At 68.2% G+C, this 17,571-nt stretch carries 16 protein-coding genes; 7 read left to right on the top strand and 9 right to left on the bottom strand.

Going from position 1 to position 17,571, the window contains the following annotated elements; all coding sequences use genetic code 11:
* Positions 1-42 precede the first annotated feature (42 nt).
* Together tcuB and ACK8OR_RS07785 are read left to right on the top strand one after the other, a co-directional pair.
* Positions 43-1,191 carry a tricarballylate utilization 4Fe-4S protein TcuB gene (tcuB, locus tag ACK8OR_RS07790; protein WP_410188846.1) on the top strand — a complete coding sequence of 383 codons (1,149 nt, stop codon included), beginning with the start codon at positions 43-45 and terminating at the stop codon, positions 1,189-1,191.
* Positions 1,188-2,612, top strand: a complete 1,425-nt coding sequence (locus ACK8OR_RS07785) for an FAD-binding oxidoreductase (RefSeq protein WP_410188845.1) — start codon at positions 1,188-1,190, stop codon at positions 2,610-2,612. Before tcuB ends, ACK8OR_RS07785 begins: the two co-directional genes overlap by 4 nt.
* Positions 2,613-2,670: 58 nt before the next feature.
* On the opposite strand, the gene ACK8OR_RS07780 is transcribed toward ACK8OR_RS07785, so the two are convergent.
* From ACK8OR_RS07780 to ACK8OR_RS07755, 6 genes are all read right to left on the bottom strand, one after another.
* A complete protein-coding gene (locus ACK8OR_RS07780; RefSeq protein ID WP_410188844.1) occupies positions 2,671-3,417 on the bottom strand; it encodes an ABC transporter ATP-binding protein in 747 nt (248 codons plus the stop codon).
* Complete coding sequence (locus tag ACK8OR_RS07775; RefSeq protein ID WP_410188843.1) at positions 3,414-4,271, bottom strand: ABC transporter ATP-binding protein; 858 nt, start codon at positions 4,269-4,271, stop codon at positions 3,414-3,416. Before ACK8OR_RS07775 ends, ACK8OR_RS07780 begins: the two co-directional genes overlap by 4 nt.
* Complete coding sequence (locus ACK8OR_RS07770) at positions 4,268-5,197, bottom strand: ABC transporter permease (protein WP_410188842.1); 930 nt, start codon at positions 5,195-5,197, stop codon at positions 4,268-4,270. Before ACK8OR_RS07770 ends, ACK8OR_RS07775 begins: the two co-directional genes overlap by 4 nt.
* A complete protein-coding gene (locus tag ACK8OR_RS07765) occupies positions 5,194-6,246 on the bottom strand; it encodes an ABC transporter permease (protein ID WP_410188841.1) in 1,053 nt (350 codons plus the stop codon). The genes ACK8OR_RS07770 and ACK8OR_RS07765 overlap by 4 nt, the downstream gene beginning before the upstream one ends.
* 68 nt (positions 6,247-6,314) lie before the next feature.
* The gene (locus tag ACK8OR_RS07760; protein WP_410188840.1) at positions 6,315-7,922 is read right to left on the bottom strand and encodes an ABC transporter substrate-binding protein; all 1,608 of its coding nucleotides are present in this window, start codon (positions 7,920-7,922) and stop codon (positions 6,315-6,317) included.
* Positions 7,919-9,022 carry a dipeptidase gene (locus ACK8OR_RS07755; RefSeq protein WP_410188839.1) on the bottom strand — a complete coding sequence of 368 codons (1,104 nt, stop codon included), beginning with the start codon at positions 9,020-9,022 and terminating at the stop codon, positions 7,919-7,921. The genes ACK8OR_RS07760 and ACK8OR_RS07755 overlap by 4 nt, the downstream gene beginning before the upstream one ends.
* 91 nt (positions 9,023-9,113) lie before the next feature.
* Here ACK8OR_RS07755 and ACK8OR_RS07750 point away from each other — a divergent pair, with 91 nt between their 5' ends.
* A complete protein-coding gene (locus ACK8OR_RS07750) occupies positions 9,114-10,070 on the top strand; it encodes a LysR substrate-binding domain-containing protein (RefSeq protein WP_410188838.1) in 957 nt (318 codons plus the stop codon).
* 148 nt (positions 10,071-10,218) lie between these two features.
* Here the strand turns inward: ACK8OR_RS07750 and ACK8OR_RS07745 are convergent, their stop codons facing one another.
* Positions 10,219-11,019, bottom strand: a complete 801-nt coding sequence (locus ACK8OR_RS07745) for a phytanoyl-CoA dioxygenase family protein (RefSeq protein WP_410188837.1) — start codon at positions 11,017-11,019, stop codon at positions 10,219-10,221.
* Between the two features lie 31 nt (positions 11,020-11,050).
* Positions 11,051-11,749: a GntR family transcriptional regulator gene (locus tag ACK8OR_RS07740; RefSeq protein ID WP_410188836.1), complete on the bottom strand. Its 699-nt coding sequence runs from the start codon at positions 11,747-11,749 to the stop codon at positions 11,051-11,053.
* Positions 11,750-11,860: 111 nt separating this feature from the next.
* Here ACK8OR_RS07740 and ACK8OR_RS07735 point away from each other — a divergent pair, with 111 nt between their 5' ends.
* From ACK8OR_RS07735 to ACK8OR_RS07720, 4 genes are all read left to right on the top strand, one after another.
* Positions 11,861-13,171, top strand: coding sequence for an NAD(P)H-dependent oxidoreductase (locus ACK8OR_RS07735; protein WP_410188835.1), 1,311 nt, complete (start codon positions 11,861-11,863; stop codon positions 13,169-13,171).
* Between the two features lie 198 nt (positions 13,172-13,369).
* A complete protein-coding gene (locus tag ACK8OR_RS07730) occupies positions 13,370-14,152 on the top strand; it encodes an ATP-binding cassette domain-containing protein (RefSeq protein ID WP_410188834.1) in 783 nt (260 codons plus the stop codon).
* Complete coding sequence (locus ACK8OR_RS07725) at positions 14,149-15,300, top strand: ABC transporter permease (RefSeq protein ID WP_410188833.1); 1,152 nt, start codon at positions 14,149-14,151, stop codon at positions 15,298-15,300. Before ACK8OR_RS07730 ends, ACK8OR_RS07725 begins: the two co-directional genes overlap by 4 nt.
* A 39-nt stretch (positions 15,301-15,339) precedes the next feature.
* Complete coding sequence (locus ACK8OR_RS07720; protein ID WP_410188832.1) at positions 15,340-16,479, top strand: substrate-binding domain-containing protein; 1,140 nt, start codon at positions 15,340-15,342, stop codon at positions 16,477-16,479.
* A gap of 87 nt (positions 16,480-16,566) precedes the next feature.
* On the opposite strand, the gene ACK8OR_RS07715 is transcribed toward ACK8OR_RS07720, so the two are convergent.
* A complete protein-coding gene (locus ACK8OR_RS07715; protein WP_410188831.1) occupies positions 16,567-17,490 on the bottom strand; it encodes a LysR substrate-binding domain-containing protein in 924 nt (307 codons plus the stop codon).
* Positions 17,491-17,571 lie beyond the last annotated feature (81 nt).

The raw sequence follows: 17,571 nt of genomic DNA, 5'->3' as shown, positions 1-17,571 counted from the left end.
CAGCGCGCCCGCCCGAGTTGCCGCGGCCCGGCGGGGTGCGGCATGACCGGTCCCGACCTGCCCACGCTTGCCACTGCCGCGCAGGACGAGGTCGCGCGCCAGATGCAGATCTGCAATGCCTGCCGGTATTGCGAAGGCCTGTGCGCCGTCTTTCCTGCGATGGAGCTGCGCCGCGTCTTCGAGGGCGGAGACGTCGATTACCTTGCCAACCTCTGCCACAACTGCGGTGCTTGCCACTACGACTGCCAATACGCGCCGCCGCATCCCTTCGCCGTGAACGTGCCCGCTGCGATGGCGGAACTGCGCGAGGAGAGCTATGCGCGCTTCGCTTGGCCCGGGTTCATGGCCCCGGTCTTCGCGCGCAACGGGGTCTGGATCGCGCTGGCTTCGGTCGTGGCGGTCGCCGCCTTCATCCTCGGCTTCGCGCTCTGGTCGGGGGGCGGCGCGTCGGGCGATTTCTACGCCGTGATGTCCCACGACGCGATGGTCGCGGTCTTCGCGCCGGTCTTCCTCTTCTCGCTTCTCGCGCTGGCGCTCTCGCTCGTGCGGTTCTGGCGCCATGCGGATGGAGGCAATGCGGTACCGGTGACCGCCGCGGCGCTCTGGCGCGCGATGAAGGACGCCACGACGCTGCGCTATCTCGACGGGGGCGGGATGGGTTGCATGACCGAATCCGAGCGGCCCGACCGGCAGCGCCGCACCTTTCATCACCTGACGTTCTACGGCTTCCTTCTCTGCTTTGCCTCGACCAGTTCGGGCACCGTGCTGCACTACCTCTTCGACTGGGCCGCGCCCTATCCGTGGTGGGCCCCGCCGAAGCTCCTGGGCGTTCCCGGCGGGGTCATGCTGGTGGTCGGGGCGGCCGGGCTGATCCGCTCGGACCTCCGGCGCGATCCGGCGCTGCGCCCCGACCCCGCGCGCCGGTCCGGCATGGGCGCAGCCTTCACCTGGACGCTTCTTGGCCTCGGGGCCACGGGTCTCGCGCTCTATGCGCTGCGCGGCACGCCCGCGATGGAGTTGCTGCTGGCGGTGCATCTGGGCGTCGTCTTCGCCTTCTTCCTCACGATGCCCTACGGGAAGTTCGTCCACGGCCTCTATCGCTTCGCCGCGCTGACGCGCCACGCGCACGAGCAGGCGGCGGCTCATCCGCCCGAGGCGGCGGCCCCGGTCGAGGGGCGGGACCGGAGATGAGCGGGCCGGACTGGGACGGGCTGCGCCGCGATCTTGGCCAGCTGCTCGCGCCCGCGGCCCCGCATCACCGGACCGAGCTGCGTGGCCGCGCGACCGGCACCGCCGAATGGGTCGCCACCCCGCGCGACACCGACGAGGTCGCGCGCGTCGTCCGCGCCAGCGCCGCTGCCCGCGTCCCGATGGTGCCCTATGGCGGCGGGACGGGGCTGGTCGGCGGACAGGTCGGCGACGGGCCGCCCGCGCTGGTGGTGTCGCTGACGCGTATGGCCGCGATCCGCGCGGTCTGGCCGGACGAGGGCGCGATCGAGGTCGAGGCGGGCGCGATCCTCGCAACTGTGCAGGAGGCCGCACAGGCGGCGGGCCTGGCCTTCCCGCTGACGCTCGGATCGCGGGGATCGGCGCAGATCGGCGGATTGCTCGCGACGAATGCCGGGGGCACGGCGGTGCTGCGGCACGGCACGATGCGCGACCTGACGCTGGGCGTCGAGGCGGTGCTGTCCGACGGCTCGGTCGTCTCGGGGGGGCGGCGGCTGCGCAAGAACAATACCGGCTACGACCTGCGCCACCTGCTCATCGGGTCCGAGGGCACGCTCGGGATCATCACCGCCGCCACCCTCCGCCTCGTGCCCGAGCCGCGCGCGCGCGCCGCGGCATTTCTTGCGGTCGCCTCGCCCCGTGCGGCGCTCGACCTGCTGGCAATCGCACGCGCCCGCGTAGGCGAGGGGGTCTCGGGCTGCGAGCTGATCGACGGGCAGGGCCTGCGCTGGCTGGCCGAGCATCTTCCTGCGGTCCGCCAGCCCTTCGACGCGGCCCCGGACTGGTCTGTCCTGATGGAGATCGGCCTCTTCGAAGGCGACGCGGCCGCGGTCCTCGAGGAGATCGCCGCCGATGGGTTGGCGCGGGGCCTCGTGTCCGACGGCGCCGTCTCGCGATCCGAGGCGCAGCGCGACGCCTTCTGGCAGGTGCGCGAAGGCATCCCCGAGGCCAGCCGCGCGGTCGGTCCGATCGCGTCCCATGACGTGTCGGTCCCGCTGTCGCACGTGCCGCGCCTGATCGCCGAAGGCCGCGCCGCGCTCCTCGGCATCGCCCCGGACCTGCGGTTCAATACCTTCGGCCATGCCGGGGACGGCAACGTCCATTTCAACGTCTTTCCCGCCAGGGGCCGGACGCGCGCCGATTATGCCGGGATCGCGCCCGAACTGACCGCGCGGCTGCACGATATCGTCGTCGATCTCGGCGGTGCCATTAGCGCCGAACACGGGATCGGGCGGTTCAAGGCGGCAGAGCTGGCGCGCCTTGCGAAACCGTCCGAACTGGCTGCCATGCGGGCGATCAAGGCGGCCCTCGACCCGGGCGGGCTGATGAACCCCGGCGTGATCTTCGCGGCGGGCGCAGGCCCCACGCCGCCGGACGCGGCCTAGACCAGAGGGTCGCACCGAACGGTGGGGCCAGGGCTTCCATCCGCAGGGGTGTCCCCGATCAGAGCGCCGAGGCGGCGATCAGCTCTTGGGTGTAGGGATGCGAGGGCGTCATGGTCCGCAGCCGTTCGACATCCATCACCTCGACGATCTCGCCGCCGCGCATCACGGCAAGTTTGTCGCACATATGTCCGATCACCGGCAGGTCGTGGGAGACCATCAGGTAGGTCAGGCCGCGCTCGGCCCGGAGATCGGTCAGCAGGTTCAGGATCTCGGCCTGCACCGAGACGTCGAGCGCCGAGGTCGGCTCGTCCAGCAGGAGGATATCCGGCTCGCCCGCCAGGGCCCGCGCGATGGCCACCCGTTGGCGCTGGCCGCCGGACAACTGGTGCGGGTAGCGGAACCGGAAGCGCGGCCCGAGCCCCACATCCGAAAGCAGCTTCGGCACCCGCCGGTCGATATCGGGGATGCCATGGAGGTGCAGCGTCTCGGACAGGACCTGATCGACCGAATGGCGCGGATGCAGCGACGCATAGGGGTCCTGGAACACCATCTGGACGCGCTTGAAGAAGCTGCGCTGCCGCTTGGCGCCGACGAGATCGCTGCCTTCGATGGCGATCCGGCCCGTCCAGTTCGGCGCAAGCCCGGTGATGGCGCGCAGGATGGTGGACTTGCCCGACCCGCTCTCGCCCACGAGGCCGAAGCTCCGCCCCTCGGGCACCGTGAAGGTCGCGCCGCGGACGGCGTCGACGCGGTCGGCCCCTTCGCCGAACCAGACGTCCAGCCCCTCGATCTCGATGGCGTTCATGACGGTGCCGACGGCGCGTCGGCCCAGGCCGCGTCGCGTTGCAGCACTGAGAGCTTCTCAACCGGGCGGTCGAGGCGGGGCAACGCATCGAGCAGGCCGCGCGTATAGGGATGGGTCGCCTCGTGCAGGCGCTTGGCGTCGCAGGTCTCGACCACGCGGCCCGCATACATGATCAGCACCCGGTCGCAGAAATCGGCGACCAGGTTGAGGTCGTGGCTGATGAAGATCAGACCCATGCCGCGATCGCGCACGAGATCGTCCATGATGGTCAGCACCTGCCGCTGGACCGACACGTCGAGCGCGCTGGTCGGCTCGTCGGCGATCAGGATCTGGGGGTCGGGGATCAGCATCATCGCGATCATGATTCGCTGACCCATGCCGCCCGAGACCTCGTGCGGGTAGGCGCGCATCACCCGTTCCGGGTCGTTGATCGACACGGCATCCAGCATCTCGACCGCCTTGGCGTGGGCGGCGCGGCGGCTGCCCTTGGCGTGCAGGCGGTAGGCCTCGATCAGCTGGTCGCCGACGCGCATGACCGGGTTCAGGCTGAACTTGGGGTCCTGCATGACCATGCTGATGCGCTGGCCGCGGATCTTGCGCATCGCCGCCTCGTCCAGATCCGGCAGGTTGACGCCGTCGAGCGCGATGCGGTCGGCCTCGACCTGACCGGGCGGGCGGATCAGGCGCAGGATCGCGCGGCCGGTCATCGACTTGCCCGACCCGCTTTCGCCGACGATGCCGAGGCGTTCGTGGCCGAGGGTGAAGGACACGCCGCGCACCGCTTCGAAGAGGCCCTGGCGCGTCGGAAAGCGGACATGGAGGTTCTGTATGTCGAGCAGGGGATCGGCGCTCATGACTGGCCCCCGCTCTTAGGGTCGAGCACATCGCGCAGCCCGTCGCCCAGGAGGTTGAAGGCCAGCGAGACGGTGAAGATCGCGAGGCCGGGGACGGTGGCGACCCACCAGTGGTCGAGGATGAAGCGGCGCCCCTCGGCAATCATCGCGCCCCATTCGGGGCTGGGCGGTTGCGCGCCGAGGCCGAGAAAGCCCAGGCCCGCGGCGGCGAGGATGATGCCCGCCATGTCGAGCGTGACGCGGATGATGAGCGACGAGATGCAGAGCGGCCAGATATGCTTGGTGATGATCCGGAGCGGGCCCGCGCCCTGCAGGCGGATCGCGCTGATGTAGTCCGAGGACCGGATCGTCAGCGTCTCGGCCCGCGCGATCCGGGCATAGGGCGGCCACGCGGTCAGCGAGATGGCGATGACGGCGTTCTCGATCCCCGCGCCCAGGGCTGCGACGAAGGCCAGCGCCAGCACGAGGCGGGGGAAGGCGAGGAAGATGTCGGTGATCCGCATCAGGACGGCGTCGACCCAGCCCCCGGCATAGCCTGCGACCGTTCCCACCAGGAGGCCCGCGACGGGTGCGATGAGGGCCACCAGAGCCACGATGTAGAGCGTAATGCGGCTGCCGTAGATCAGGCGGCTGAGGATGTCGCGCCCGAGGCTGTCGGTGCCGAGGAGGTGACCCGGCGTGCCCAGCGGTTGCAGCCGGTTGCCGAGGTCCTGCGCCATCCAGTCATGCGGCGCCAGGTGCGGCGCGAAGGCCGCGATGGCCAGCAGGAGCACGAGGATGCCCAGCCCGACCATCGCCAGCGTGTTCGACCGGAAGTTCAGCCAGCCCTGATAGATCGCAGCCGCCTTGGCCTGCCGGCGCGAGGCGGGCGTGTCGGAGGTCAGCCAGGCGCGCCAGCCCGCGTCCGTCGGGGAGGCGTCGCTCATTTCGACCTCGGATCGAAGACCCGGTAGAGCAGGTCGGAGAAGATGTTGAGGCAGATGAAGATCAGGCCGACGACGACCGTCCCGCCCAGCACCGCGTTCATGTCCGCCGCCAGAAGCGCCGTAGTGATGTAGCTGCCGATGCCGGGCCAGGCAAAGATGATCTCGGTCAGGACCGATCCCTCCAGAAGGTTCGCGTAGCTGAGCGCGATGACGGTGATGAGCTGGACGCGGATGTTGCGGAACGCGTGGCCCCAGATGACCGACCATTCCGACATGCCCTTCACGCGGGCGGTGGTGATGTATTCGGCGCTGAGCTGCTCGAGCATGAATGAGCGCGTCATGCGGCTGATATAGGCCAGCGAGTAATAGCCCAGCAGCGAGGCGGGCAGCACGATATGGCTGAACGCGTTGCGAAAGACGTCCCAGTTCCCCGCGATCGCGCTGTCGACGAGGATCATGCCGGTCCGGTCGGGCACGATGTCCTGGTAGAAGATGCCCAGCCGTCCGGGCCCGCCCACCCAGCCGAGGATGCCGTAAAAGATCAAAAGCCCGATCAGGCCCAGCCAGAAGATCGGCATCGAGTAGCCGACAAGTGCGACGACCCGGGCGACCTGATCGATCCAGCTGCCCTGCCGGACGGCCGAGGCGACGCCGAGCGGGATGCCGATGACGATGCCGATGATGACGCCGATGGTCGCCAGCTCCAGCGTGGCGGGAAAGACGCGCGCGATGTCCTCGGCCACGGGGCGGGCGTTGAGGATCGACATGCCGAAATCGCCACGGATCACGTCCCAGACATAGATGCCGAACTGCACGATGAGGGGCCGGTCGAGTCCGAGTTGCTGGTAGACCGCGTCGTAGGTCGATTGAGACGCGCGCTCGCCGACGATGGCCAGCACGGGGTCGATGGGCATGACGCGCCCGATGATGAAGGTCACGAAGAGAAGGCCCAGCATCGTGGCCGCGATCGAGCCCACGGTCTTGAGCGTGCCCGTGAACCATGGCGCAAGCGGCGCGCGACGGCGGGGTGCTGGGTCGGTGACGGCCATGGCGGGTCCTCGGACGGATGGGGAGGCGCGACGCGCGCGCCTCCCCGGTCTGGCGAGACGATGGGCGCTTATTCGCCCTTCGTCACGTTCCAATACGCGGCATTGGTGATCGGTCCGCCGAGCGACAGGTTGTCGACATTGTCCCGAAGCCCGATTTGCTCGGTCAGCTGGAACATCACCGCGAAGGGCGAGGTCTCGCGGAACTGGGCCTGGATGTCGCGATACATCTGGGCGCGCATGTCCCGGTCGGGCTCGATCACGGCGGCGTCGACCATCTCGGTCAGGCCGCCCGTGTCCCAGCTGTTGCGCCAGGCCAGAAGGCCGGTGGCGTTCGCCTCGTCGGAATTGTCCGGGTTGTAGGCGAAGGTGCCCGCGTTGGTGTGCGGATCGGGGTAATCCGGACCCCAAGCGCCGACATAGACGTCGAGTTCGCGCGCACGGTAACGGGCCAGGATCTGGGCCGAGGTTCCGACGGTGATGTTGATCGTGATCCCCACCTGCGCGGCCGCGTTCTGCAGCGCCTGCGCGATCTCGATCCGCTCCTGCGCCTCGCGGACGCCCAGCTCGATCTCGAGGCCTTCGGGCACGCCCGCCTCCTCGATCAAGGCGCGTGCCGCCTCGACGTCGTAGGTGAACGGGTTTTCGTCCACGGCCCCGAGATAGGTCCGGGGCAGGAAGTTCTGATGCGTCGTGTAGGCGCCCTTGAGGAACGAGTTCTCCATGCCCTCATAATCGATCAACATCTTGAACGCCTGCCGCACCTGCGGCTTCGACAGCTCGGGATGCTTCTGGTTCAGCGCGACATACATCAGCCGCCCGCGCAGCTCCTCGGCGATCTCGACGCCCTCGGCCGCGGACGCACCCTGGATGTCCTCGGGGTTGAGGTTCCGCGCCACGTCGATATCGCCCCGCTCCAGCAGCAGCCGCTGGCTGGCGCTTTCGGTGACGTGACGGACGATCACGCGCTCCATCTCGGGGGCGCCGAGATAGAAGTCGGGATTGGATTCGAGCGTCAGGCTCTCGTTGGGCTTCCACGAGACGAGCTTGTAGGCGCCCGACCCGGCGGAGTTGGTCTTGAGCCAGGTGTTGCCGAAATCGCCATCGACCTCGTTGGCCATCACCAGTTCCTTGTCGACGACGCCGCCGATCGTCGCCGTGAGGCAGTTCAGCACGAAGGAGGTCGCGTAGGTCTGGTCGGTGGTGATCGAAACGGTGTTGCCGTCGGCCACGATGGTCTGCTCGACGTTTTCGGGCGTGAAGCCGAATTGTTTGAGGATGAAGGCCGGGGTCTTGTCCATCAGCACCGCGCGGCGCAGCGAGAACTCGACATCCTCGGCCCGGATCGGATTGCCCGAATGGAAGGTCAGCCCATCCTTGATCGTGAAGGTGATGGTGCGCCCGTCCTCGGACACCTCCCAGCTCTCGGCGATCTCGGGCTGGTAGCCGGCCTCGAGATCGTCGGGGAACAGGTTGACCAGCTTCATGTAGATGTTGCGGCTGGCATCCGAGCCCTGGATCTCGAAACTCTCGGCCGGATCCAGCGATGTCAGGTCGTCGATGCGATGCGCGATGACCAGCATGTTGTCGGGCGTCTCGGCCATCGCGATCGTGGCCGTCCCCGTCAGGAGCGTCGCCGCGAGGCCCACCCCCGCGAGGGTGCGTGTGAACAGGTTCATTCTTTCTCTCCTTGTCGTTGATCGCGGCCGGGGTCTTCGGCGCCCCATGTCCGCTCCAGAAGCCGCAGCCAGTTGCCGTGGCAGATCTTCTCGATCAGCGCCTCGCCGTAGTGGTGGTCGCGCATCGCGCGGCGCAGGGCGGGCAGGTTCGAGACGTCGTGGACGACGTCGGGCACCACGGCCCCGTCATAGTCGGAGCCAAGCCCCACCCGGTCCTCGCCCAGCCGCTCGATCAGATGGTTGAGATGGCGCAGCATGGTTTCGACCGGCGTATCGGCGACCTTCCGGCCGTCTTCGCGCAGGAAGGACACCGCGAAGTTCAGCCCGACCATGCCGTCGCTGTCGCGGATGGCGTCGAGCTGCCGGTCCGTCAGGTTGCGCGAGTGTTCGCAGAGCGCATGGGCGTTGGAATGGGTCGCGACGAGGGGCTTCGTGGAATGGCGCGCGACATCCCAGAACCCGGCCTCGTTCAGGTGGCTGAGGTCGAGCATGATCCCGAGCGCGTCGCAGCGTTTGACCAGCCGGAGGCCATGATCGGTGAGGCCCGGCCCGGTATCGGGCGTGGACGGGAAGCGGAACGGGACGCCGTCGCCGAAGATGGTCGGGCGTGACCAGACCGGCCCGAGCGAGCGCAGCCCGGCGGCGTGGAACACGTCGAGCGCATGGAGGTCCGCGTCGATCGCCTCGGCGCCCTCGATATGCAGGATCGCGGCCATGATGCCGTCGGCGCGTGCGGCGCGGATGTCGGCGACGCTGCGGCAGACGCGCAGGTAACCCTCGCGCTCCAGCGCAAAGAGGATCGCCATTTGGCCCAGAACGATGGGCAGCGCGTCCTCGCAGTCGACCGGATCGGGGAGCGGGATGTCGTAGCTGGGCTCGCGCATCAGGTCGTGGAGCGCGTCGAGGTCCATGCCCGCGGGCGACGAGACATAGACCGCGAAGAACCCGCCGCCGAAGCCGCCAGCAATCGCCTTTGGCACGTCGATGGCGCCCGCGTCCCCGCCCGCCATCTCGGCAGTCGCCGCCTGACCACCCGCCCGCCAGAGCCGCGAGAGCAGGTCGTTATGGCCGTCGAAGATGTATGGTTCGGTATCGGTCATGGATGTCCTCATCCGTGCGGAGAGCCTAGACGACGTTGGTTGCATAGCGTCATAGTAAAGACGATGAGTTTTTGTCATTGACCTAGTCGCCATGTCCGCCTCCCGCGATGCGACCCCCCTCGGGCGCTGGCACAGCCTGCGCGAATACGATGCCTTGCGTGCCGTGCTCCAGACCGGAACCACCGCCGAGGCGGCGCGGCGTCTCGGCCTGTCGCAATCCGCGGTCAGCCGGTCCATCGCCAACCTCGAGGCCCGGCAATCGGTGACGCTCTTCACCCGCGAGGCGGGACGCCTCCGACCGACGCAGGAGGCGGTGCGCCTGAACCTCCGGCTCGACCCGCTCTTCGAGGCGCTGTCGCGGATCGACGGCCCCGAGGACAACGTGCGGGAAACGCTCCGCCTGATCGCGCCGCCGAGCTATGCGCATCGCTTCCTCGTCGAGCAGATCGGCACGTTCCTGACCGCGAACCGCAGCTTCTTCGTCAGTCTCGAGGTCGCCTCTTCGGACGAGGTCGCGCGCGAGATCATCGCCGATCGCTTCGACCTGGGCCTGATCGGGACGGAGTTGACGCGCGCCGACCTCAAGCTGGTGCCGTTCCGCCAGAGCGACGCGGTCTGCGTCATGCTGGCCGGGCACCCGCTGGCCGGGCGGACGCTCGTGACACCGGCCGATCTCGACGGACAGGACCTGATCGGTCTGGCACCTCGCCACGCGCGGCGCGGTCAGCTCGACCGGGTCCTGACCCGCGCCAAGGCGGTGCCGCGCATGGTGGCCGAAGTCACGACCTCGTTCGCGGCCGCCGACCTCGTGCGGGCGGGGATCGGAGTGGCGGTCGTCAATCCGTTCCCGCTCCACCACTACCGCGCGCAGGATCTCGTCTTCGTGCCGTTCGAAAGCCCGATCCGCTATCGCAGCCATTTCGTCGTGAGCAACCACCGCCCGCTGCCACGCATCGCCCGCGCTTTCATCCGCCACCTGCGGCTGCATACCCCGATGGACCCGTTCTCGCGCCGGATCGACGAGGCAGGACGACGGCAGGACGCCTGACAGCGCCAGGCGGATGGCGGGTCACAGGGGGCTTCGGGCCACACGGGCGGGCCGCCCTGAAGAACGTTCAGGCCGCGCTTGCCTCGGGCCCCGTCAAGCGCCCGCGTCGGTTGACCCGTGCCCCGCCGTCCGTGCCAATATGGACCGGCTACTCGGCTGCGTGCTCATACGCCTTGGCGAAGCGCAGAAGCGCGTCGTCGTCGCAGCTTTCGATCGGCGTGAAATCCTGATGGGCGATCCACTCCTCGCGCGTCGGCGTGCGGATGTGGTTCGAGACCGCGTTGAGGGTCAGATAGACGATCTTGCGCGGGAAGGGCGTGATGTTGCCCGCCGAGCCGTGCACGAGATTGCCGTGGAACATCAGGACGCCGCCGGGCTTGCCCGTGGGCGCGATCAGCCCCCCTTCGTCCACGAGCTTCGTCACGGCGTCGTTGTCGAGGGTCCAGAGCGGGTAGCTCGTGGTCGAGGTGTCGTGCCCCGCGTCGAGTACGCCGTGCCGGTGACTGCGCGGGATGAGCATCAGGGGTCCGTTGAACGGGAACACCTCGTCGAGAAAGACCGAGATGTTCATCGCGCGGGGCTCGGGCATGCCGTCGTCGCGGGCCCAGGTGCCGTAATCCTGATGCCATTGCCAGACGTCGCCGGTGAAGCTGGCCTTCGCGTTGATCTTGAACTGGTGCATGTAGACCTGTTCGCCGAAGACCTGCTCCAAGGGCTCGATCAGGCGGGGATGGCGCCCGAGGATGCCGAACGCCTCGTTATAGGTATGCGCGGCGAAGGCGGTGCGCGGCGCACCCGAGGTTTCGCGCCAGATCTCGGGGCGATCCTCGTCGTATATGCTCTCGGCCTCGGTTTTCAGGACGGCGACCTCCTCGGGCGAGAAGCAATCGGGCAGGAAGACCCAGCCCTCTTCGTCCAGCTGCGTGATCTGCGTGTCGTTCAGTTTCATCGGGCCGTCCTCCGGGTGTGATCGTTCCGTGTCAGTCGCTTGCGCCAGCGGCCATCGTGCCGAGCCGGCGCTTCGTTTCCTCGCCCGCCCGCTCGGCATGGTCGCGGGCGCATCGTTCCGCCGCGTCCGCATCGCCGGCGAGGACCGGCGCCACGATGGCGGCATGTTCCGTCCAGACCAGCGTCCGGTGCGCCCGCCCGTCGAGGACGACGGCCATCGAGCGCATGAATTGCGGCCACTGCTCGGACACCGTTCGCGCGATCTCGGCGTTGCCCGAGAGGTCGTGCAGTGCGCGGTGAAAGGCGACATCCGCACGAACGAGCGTGATGGTCTTGGCATCGTCGCCGATGGCGGCCCCGCGCTCCAGCGCGCGGCGGAGTGCTGCGGTCTCGGAGCGTGACGCCACGCCGTCGCGGACCCGGGTGGCGGCCAGCCGGGCGGCGAGGCCGTCCAGCGCCGCACGCACCTGGTACAGCCGCCAGATCTGCACGCCGTCCATCGGGGCGACGGCAAGCCCCTTGCGCCCGTGCTGCACGGCCAGGCCCTGGTGCCTGAGAAGCTGCAGCGCGTGGCTGACCGGCTGGCGCGACACGTCGAGGAGTTTGGCCACGCGGTCCTGCGTCAGCCGTGCGCCCGGTGGCAGGCGACCGGCCGAGATCGCCTCGACGAGGCGGTCATGGACCAGTTGCGTCAGGGCCGGCTCCGCGGTGACGGGATCGAGCGCGTCCATCGCATTCTCCGCTTCGGCTGATCTGTCAAACGGGATTCTGAATTCCAAATTCCGTATTGCAAATGGCCCGGCGCGGGTCAACCATCGCCCGCAGCCAAGGAGGCGCCTTCAATGTTCATCTACCAAGACCTTCTGGCTCGCGCGGACGCGCAAAACCCGGTCCGCGTCGGCTTGATCGGGGCGGGGAAGTTCGGCTCGATGTTCCTGTCGCAGGTGCCGACGACGCCCGGCCTGCGGGTCGCCGCGATCGCCGACCTGCGCCCCCATCATGCGCGCGCGGCCTGCGCGGAGGTCGGCTGGGCGGACGATCTGATCGAGGCCGTCGCCTTTACCGACAACGCAATGGCGATGATCGCCCGCGACGATGTCGACGTCGTCGTCGAGGCGACGGGCAACCCGGTCGTGGGTGTCGCCCACGCGCGGCACGCGATCCGCGAGGGCCGCCATATCGTGATGGTCAATGTCGAGGCCGACGTGCTGGCCGGGCCGCTTCTGGCCGAAGAGGCGCGGCGCGCGGGCGTGGTCTATTCGATGGCCTATGGCGACCAGCCCGCGCTGACCTGCGAGTTGGTCGAATGGGCGCGGTCCTGCGGCTTCAGCGTGGTCGCGGCGGGCAAGGGCACGAAATACCTGCCCGCCTATCACGCCTCCACGCCCGACACCGTCTGGGATCACTACGGCCTGACGCCCGCGCAGGCGAAAGAGGCGGGGATGAACCCGCAGATGTTCAACAGCTTTCTCGACGGCACGAAATCCGCCCTCGAAATGGCCGCGATCGCCAATGCGACGGGCCTCGCCGCGCCGCCGGACGGCCTCGCGTTTCCGCCGGCGGGGATGGACGATCTTTCGCACGTTCTGCGCCCGGCAGCCGAGGGCGGGCAGCTTTCGGCCAAGGGGCAGGTCGAGGTCGTCTCCTCGCTCGAACGGGATGGGCGGCCGGTCTTCCGGGACCTGCGCTGGGGCGTCTATGTCGTGATCGAGGCCCCCAACGACTACGCGGCGGCCTGCTTTCGCCAATACGGCATGAACACCGACGCCACGGGGCGCTATTCGGCGATGTACAAGCCCTTCCACCTGATCGGGCTGGAGCTGAACGTCTCGATCCTGTCGGCCGCGATCCTCGGGCTGCCGACGGGCGCGACCATGGGCTTCGAGGGCGACGTGGTGTCGATGCCCAAGCGCGACCTCAAGGCGGGCGAGGTGCTCGACGGCGAGGGGGGCTTCACCGTCTGGGGCAAGCTCTTGCCCGCGCGTACGTCGCTGGAACGCGGCGCGTTGCCCATCGGGCTGGCGCATGGCGTGACCCTCAAGACGGACGTGCCTATGGGCCAGCCGATCACATGGGCGGATGTCACCGTGGACGAGACCCTCGAGGCCGTCCGCGTCCGGCGCGAGATGGAGACGCGGTTCGGCGATGCCTGAAGTTCTGGCGCCCTCCAGCGGAGCCGCAGACTACCCCGTCATCGAGAGCCCCGGACGCGTCTCCGGCTGACAAAGTCCCGCTGCCAAGATGCGCCGCGCGCGCGGTGAAGCCTGAGCGCCAATCGGGCCAAACCGGTCCTTCCGTTGACAGAATCGAAACCAGCGGCCCATGGTAGCGGTAACACGGGAGGACTTCGGATGGCAGACGCGCAAGCCGCGCCGACCATCGCGATGCGCGGGATCGTCAAGCGGTTCGGCGGCGTGACGGCCCTGGACGATGTCGATCTGGACGCGCATTCGGGCGAGGTCCTCGCGATCGTCGGCGACAACGGCGCCGGCAAGTCGACCCTCATCAAGATCCTGACCGGCGTCTATCAGCCCTCGGCCGGGCGGATCGAGATGGATGGCACACCCCTGTCCATGGCGGACCATTCAGACGCCATCGCGCTGGGCATCGACGCGGTCTACCAGACGCTGGCGCTCGCCGATCACCTGCCGCCCGCGGCCAATGTCTTTCTCGGGAACGAGCTGACGACATCGGTGCTCGGCGTGCCGCTTCTCGACAACCGACGGATGCGGTCGGAGGCCGAGAAGGTTCTCTTCGATCGCCTGGGTGTGCGCCTGCCCGACATGGACAGCCCGGCGGCCAGTCTTTCGGGCGGCCAGCGCCAGGCCATCGCCATCGCGCGCGCCGTTTATCACGCAGATCTGCGAGTCCTCGTGATGGATGAGCCGACCGCCGCGCTCGGCCCGCAGGAGACGGCGCGCACGCTGCGCCTGATCGAGACGCTGCGCGAGCAGGGGCTGGCGGTCATCCTGATCTCGCATTCGCTCGACGACGTGTTCGAGGTCGCCGACCGCGTGCAGGTGATGCGCCGGGGCAAGCGCGTCGGTGTCGTCAACGTCGCCGACGTCACGACCCAAGACGTGCTCGGCCTGATCGTCGGCGCGGGCGACGAGACCACGGAGAGCGCGGCATGACCACCCGGCCCGTCACCGACAGCACCGCCATTCCGACACCGCCGGGCGGACCCGACCTGCGCGCGCGACTGGCGCCGTACATGGGGTTCATCGCGCCGGTCGCGATGATCGCGGCGATCCTCCTGGTGATGGCGATCCTCGAGCCGGCGCGTTATTTCCGCCTTTCAAACCTCGAGATCATCTTGCTGGAATCGGCGCTCTACATGCCGATGGCCATGGCGATGACCTTCGTCATCACCCAGCGCGGGATCGATCTGTCCATCGGATCGGTCGCCGCGCTCTCGACGATCATCGCGGGCTTCCTGATGAAGGTCTACGGCTTCCCGGCCTGGGCGGGCGTGGCCGTCGCCATTTCGCTGGGCGCGACGATGGGCCTGATCAACGGCCTCATCATCACCAAGTTCAAGGTGCCCGACCTGATCGGGACGCTTGCGATGGACCTTGTCTATCGCGGCTTCGCGCTGGTGCTGGCCAAGGGCCTCGTCCTCGCGCGCTATCCCGATCTCATAACCGATATCGGACGCGGGCAGCTCTCGTGGTTCCTGCCGATCCCGGTCCTGATTGGCCTGACCACGATGGCCGTCGGATGGGTCCTGCTGACGCGCACGCATTTCGGCCGCTACACCATCGCCATCGGGTCCGAGCCGCAGGCCGCCGAACTGACCGGCATCGCGATCGACCGCTACAAGATCTACGCCTACGTGCTGATGGGTGCGATGGCGGGTCTGGCGGGCGTGATGCTCCTGGGCAAGCTCAACGCCGTGCAGGCCACCTCGGCCCCCTATTTCAACCTCCATGTCATCGCGGCCGTCGTGGTCGGCGGCACGTCCCTTTTTGGCGGGCGCGCGTCGCTTCTGGGTTCGCTCGCGGGGGTGCTGCTGCTGGCGCTGATGATCAACGCGCTCGTCACGCTCAGGATCGAGTTCTTCTGGCAATCGGTGGGTTCGGGCGTGGTGATCGTGACGTCGGTGGCGCTTTATACCTGGCTACAGAAGAAGGATCGCGACGGCGCCAAGGGACTGGCCGCGACATTCGCGCAGCCGGAAACGCGACGTCTGCTGCGCATGATCGCGCTGATCGTCGGCACGCTTCTGGTGCTGCTGCTTTTGGGGTGGGCCTTCGCCGGCGACCCCAACCGGTCCGGCTGAGGCCGGGCGAGACCATATCCAACCTGGGAGGATAGGACGATGAAGACGACGATGACGGCACTGGCCCTGTTGATGACGACGGGCGCCGCGATGGCGCAGGACGATCGACAGATTCCCCTGATGGAGGTCGAGGGCGACGCTGATCGCGATTTCTACCTCGTCGAGCAGATGAACCGCCCCGGCGAGCTGGAGGCTCTGCGCGAGGTGGTCGGATCCGAGGCCGTGCCACTCGCGGTCGAACAGGACGGCCCGCTCCAGATCGCGCTGGTCTATCCGTCGGCGGACGTCTCGGACTTCTGGGCGCGCATGTATCTCGCCTTCACCAAGCGCCTCGACGAACTGGGCATCGAGTACGAGACGACCGAATTCGCCTCGCGCCAGATCGAGCACTCGCTGCAGGCGACCTACACCGACCAGGTTATCCAGGATAAGGACATCTGGGACTTCGTGCTGTTCGGGCCGTCCGAACTGGCGACGCAGGCCGACAATATCGACAAGCTGGCCGCGACCGACGATTTCACGACTTTCGTCATCTCGTTCTTCACCCCGCCGAAATACCTCGAGAACCAGCCCGCTGGGTGGTTCGACTTCTCGGCCGCCGAGGGTGCGCTCCTGATCTGCGACTACATGGTCGACCGCTTGGGGCCGGACCAGGTCTACGCGCTCAACCGGGGCATTCCGGGCATCACCGACAATCAGCGCTCGGGCGACTTCGCGGCTTGCGTCGAGGAGAAGGGCAACTGGGACCTCGCCTACGAGCATTACGGCGAGTACCGCCGCGAAGGCGGGTTCGATGGCACGAATTACATCATGCAGTCCTATCCCGAGGCCAAGATCATCCATAATGCCAACACCGCGATGGCGATGGGTTCGGTCGAGGCCCAGCTCGCCATGGGCATGGAGGACGAGATCTTCTCGACCGGCTGGGGCGGCACGGGTCTTGAGCTCGAGGCGCTGCGCAACGGCGAGCTCGACGCCACGCCGATGCGGATGGGCGACGATGTCGGCGCCGCCGTGGCCGAGGCGATCAAGTACCATTTGGAAGGCCGCGAGAACGAGCTGCCGCGTATCTTCCTCGGGCGGATCACCATCGCCAACAACGAGATGAGCGTGGACGAACTGAATGCGCTGGAGCAGGAGGCGTTCCGCTTCTCGGGCGTCGGCGCGCTGGAGCGCTAGGGACGTCTGAACGGGCGGCGGCGGGGCGGCTTCGGCCGCCCCGTTCTTCGTGCGGTATACGGGCTGCGGCGCGCGCCACCGTCGCGCTCAACCCGTAACGATGCACCGGTCGCGCGCGGCGTCCGCAAACTGCGCGCGACAGGCGCGGATGACCGTCTCGACCAGCCGTCGCGGGCGCGTGGCGTCGTAGGCGATGGCCAGCGACAGGGGCGGCAGCGGGTCCGAGATCGGGCGCGCCACGACAGCATCGCCGCCGTAGCTCCGCGCGGTCAGCGGCCGCATGTTAAGGACGGCGCAGCCCAGCCCGGCGCCGACGAGGCTCCGCACCATCTCGGTCGAGTTCGCATAGGCGGCCACGGCGATCTCCGACCCGCCCGCCGCGAAGACGCTACGATAGTAGTCCGATGCGACCGGCCGGTTCAGAACCACGAGCGGACCGGCCGCGATCTCGGCCATCGTGACGGATGCCTTTGCCGCCAGCGGGTGCGCTTCGGGCAGCAGGGCATAGGCCGGGGCCTTAATCAGGATGTCGTAGGCGATGGACGGCAACACGTCGCGGCTGACGAACAGGATCAGGTCGTAGCGCCCGTCCAGCAGTCCGGCCTGCGCGGCGTCGTTGTCGCATTCCTCGAGATGCAGCTCGACCGCCGACGGATCGGGCAGGGCGGTCATCAGGATCGCGGGCAGGAAGGCGGGGGCGACCGGGGCGTAATACCCGATCCGCAAGGTGCCGCCGGGGGCCGACTTCAGGTCAGCGCCCTGCGCCTCGATCGCCTCGTAATCCTCGAGCAGCCGCTCGAACCGCTGCGCGATGATGCGTCCGCTGGCCGTCGGACCGATCCCCTTGGACCGCTGGCGACGCACGAGGTCGAGGTCGAAATGCGCCTCGATCCGGTCGATGGCAGCTGCGACCGCCGAGGGCGCGACCGACAGCGCGGCGGCCGCGCCGGCGATGCTGCCATGTCGCAGCGCGGTCGTGAAATAGCGCATCGCGCGCAGGGTGATCGCCATGGCTTCCTCGGAAATCCTGAGAGCATTGCCCGGATCATACCGTTTTTCCGACGATGGCGCATCTGCGACACTCGTAGGGAC

Source organism: Jannaschia halovivens (genome assembly GCF_046452375.1).
In the GTDB taxonomy this organism is placed as follows: domain Bacteria; phylum Pseudomonadota; class Alphaproteobacteria; order Rhodobacterales; family Rhodobacteraceae; genus Jannaschia; species Jannaschia halovivens.
Note: the sequence above shows the minus strand (reverse complement) of the source record. Positions and strands in the feature narration are given on the sequence as shown.